This window comes from Nitrosomonas sp. Nm33, from assembly GCF_900107265.1.
Taxonomy (GTDB): domain Bacteria; phylum Pseudomonadota; class Gammaproteobacteria; order Burkholderiales; family Nitrosomonadaceae; genus Nitrosomonas.
The window spans coordinates 1-2,627 of the sequence record NZ_FNPJ01000142.1 but is presented as its reverse complement, the minus strand read 5'-3'; the positions used below and the strand labels follow the sequence as shown (position 1 = coordinate 2,627).

The 2,627-nt window shown below is 49.9% G+C and carries 4 protein-coding genes; 3 read left to right on the top strand and 1 reads right to left on the bottom strand.

Annotated features, from left to right (window positions below):
- On the top strand, positions 1–215 hold a 215-nt coding region (locus tag BLV54_RS16575; protein ID WP_218132442.1), incomplete at its 5' end, for a hypothetical protein.
- Positions 216–280: 65 nt separating this feature from the next.
- Here the strand turns inward: BLV54_RS16575 and BLV54_RS15015 are convergent.
- Positions 281–1,063, bottom strand: coding sequence for a ribonuclease H family protein (locus BLV54_RS15015; protein WP_176969808.1), 783 nt, complete (start codon positions 1,061–1,063; stop codon positions 281–283).
- Here BLV54_RS15015 and BLV54_RS15010 point away from each other — a divergent pair.
- Together BLV54_RS15010 and BLV54_RS15005 are read left to right on the top strand one after the other, a co-directional pair.
- Positions 1,035–1,784 (top strand): tRNA(His) guanylyltransferase Thg1 family protein, encoded by a 750-nt coding sequence (locus BLV54_RS15010; protein ID WP_090572385.1) that lies wholly within the window; start codon positions 1,035–1,037, stop codon positions 1,782–1,784. The genes BLV54_RS15015 and BLV54_RS15010 overlap by 29 nt on opposite strands.
- A gap of 256 nt (positions 1,785–2,040) precedes the next feature.
- Positions 2,041–2,627, top strand: a 587-nt coding sequence (locus tag BLV54_RS15005) for a protein-L-isoaspartate O-methyltransferase family protein (protein ID WP_090572384.1), incomplete at its 3' end; no start/stop codon positions are given.

The window sequence follows — 2,627 nt, the reverse complement described above, 5'->3', positions numbered from 1 at the left end:
CTCTTGATCAAGCTAAAAGAATCAAGGTGACCGTATCACACGGTCAAACCTTTAATAGTCCCCCGGCAAAGCCGGGGGATTACCTCGTTTATTTAGCTCTAGCTTCAGAGTTCAGTATCCACCAATGGCAGGCACCAATGGGGTCAGATACTGTCTGGATTCGCAGTGCACAACAAAAACTATCCACCTGTTTTCCTATTATTTGCTTTGGCTGATCGTACAATCTTTCCAACAGTTGAGAAAAAGGGGATGCTACCCTTTTTATAATCGAACCAAGCAATCATATGTTCTTGTAACTAATACCTACGTGGACATCGTCGGTGCAGCGCGTTGCAGCTAGTGCAAGTCTGTGTGCTGGCTGGTTATGTTGCCGTGGAATAGGGTGGAGCGAAAAGCGGTCCAGGGTAGCGGCAAGCCTGCGTATTTCCGCAAGCCGGCTGTCATGGCGCTGTTCGCACCACAGCTGAATCAGGCCGTAGTTATCGCAGTAGACCCATAGTTGTCGCTGATCGTGTTTTAGCGCGGTCTGCATGATTGCAACTACCGCAGTGAGCTCCGCGGTAAAGCTATCCTGGGCGCCAATAGCTTGGCCGATACGCGCCACGATTTCACCCTGATCGTCCATCAGGATAGCGCCGATCCCGGCACGTTGTTGCGCGTCAATCTTTATGTAGCTACCGTCACACCAGGCGCAGGCCCAACCGCGTGGCGCGGCGGCAGCATAAAGTGTCAGGATCAGGGCATCACGGGCTTCCAGTATCGAATGTCTCTGATAAGGCTGCTGTTTTGACAAAATGATAGCCCGTTTGCGGAGCCGCTCGACAAGTTTTTCAACATGATGCGTAGGGATAAGTTGCTGAATTTGATGCCGATGCGAGGAGGTTGGATTGAGAAGGGCCTGATCCAGAATCGAATTGAGTAGTTGAGCCTGTTGTCGGCGGGTCACATGGGTGCGTGTTATCATGCTATGGCCAATGTCTTCACTATTAAAGGGAAGGATGATATGAGTAATATTATGACCTCTTGGAGCTGAAATGAAAGCGCAGGAGCTGGAAAAGCGCATGCGCAAGTATGAATCCTTCCGCTCTGTCCTCATTCGTTCCGATGCGTGGACTGTCATTCGTCTTGACGGCCGTTCCTTTACCCAATTTACCGCCCGGCGCTTTCGCAAACCTTACGATGAACGTCTGCGTGACTTCATGATCGAGGCGCCCTCCGCGCTGATGCAGGATTTTCAAGCGATTTACTGCTATACATTCAGCGATGAAATTTCTGCTGTTTTCGCGCCCGGCTGGGGTTTATTTAACTGGCGACACGAAAAACTGGTTTCCCTGTCAGCCGGCCTGGTCAGTTCGGTGTTCACCCATGCCTGCGGTGAGCCGGCGCATTTCGACAGCCGCATCTGGCAGTGCAAACAGCGTGATGAAGTGATTGATTATTTTTGCTGGCGGCAATGGGATGCAGCGCGTTGCGCCTTGCATGGCTGGTGCTATTGGACATTGCGGCAGGCGGGATTAAGCAGTGAAACGGTCGTCGGTATGCTGGATGGCAAGAACAGGGGTGAACAAAAAGCGCTGCTCAATCAATATGACATCGATTTTGATAAAGTACCCTCGTGGCAACGTCACGGTGTCGGCCTCTCTTGGGAAAGCTATACAAAATCAGGGTATGATCCCATCAAGGCGCAGGCAGTGGAGGCGGAGCGACGCCGTATTAAAATCCAATTGCAGTTGGCCTCGGGGAAAGCATATCATGAATTTTTACACGATTTACTGCCCTATTAATTCATTCCCAAATCAAACATGACGCAAGAGCGAGCCGCAGATAGTATAAAAAGAATACGTCGGAGAAAACGACAAAGTCAGTTTTGATTTAGAAATGGAATAAGGAGGAGATCATCATGTTGGGCTGGATAGTGCCGCCGCCTGCCTCGCCGAGAAAAAGCAAGTCTGATCTGGCCAGGGAAAGGGTCGCTAAAATAGAATGGCTTGTTAAAAAAGGTTTGCTCAAATCGGAAAGAATCAAACAGGCATTGTTAAGGTGCCCAGGGAAGACTTTATTCCAGATCAATACCGCGATCACGCGTATGAGGAAGTGCCATTGCCATTGCCGGGGGAGAACGCAACTATATCCTGCCCCCATAGTTATCCACTGTTCTATGAACCCCTCGGTCTGGACAAGGGGCATAAATTTCTTGAGATCGGCTTAGGTTCAGGGTACGGCACAGCAGTGGCGCGGGAAGTGGTAGGGAAAGAAGGCCTGGTTGTGGCGATGGAAATCGATCCATTGACTTTCGCATTTGCTAGAACCAATCTGGAAAAGGCTGGTTATAAGGGTGTGGTGTTGGTGAATGAAGATGGAGGTTTAGGTTATGCCGCGCTGCAACCTTATGACCGGATCGCTGTTACCGCAGCGTGTACGGAAATTCCGCCGCCGTTAATCGAGCAGTTAAAGGCAGGCGGCAAATTAATTGCGCCGGTGATCGTAGGGGAGGAGCAGAATCTCGTGTTGCTGGAAAAAACCACAGCAGGTCTGAGGTATGCTGAGTTTTATGGAGTCCAAAGTTTCATAAAATATAGACATGGAATGGAGGATATAGATGGAACAATTACCCCGAACACGATATA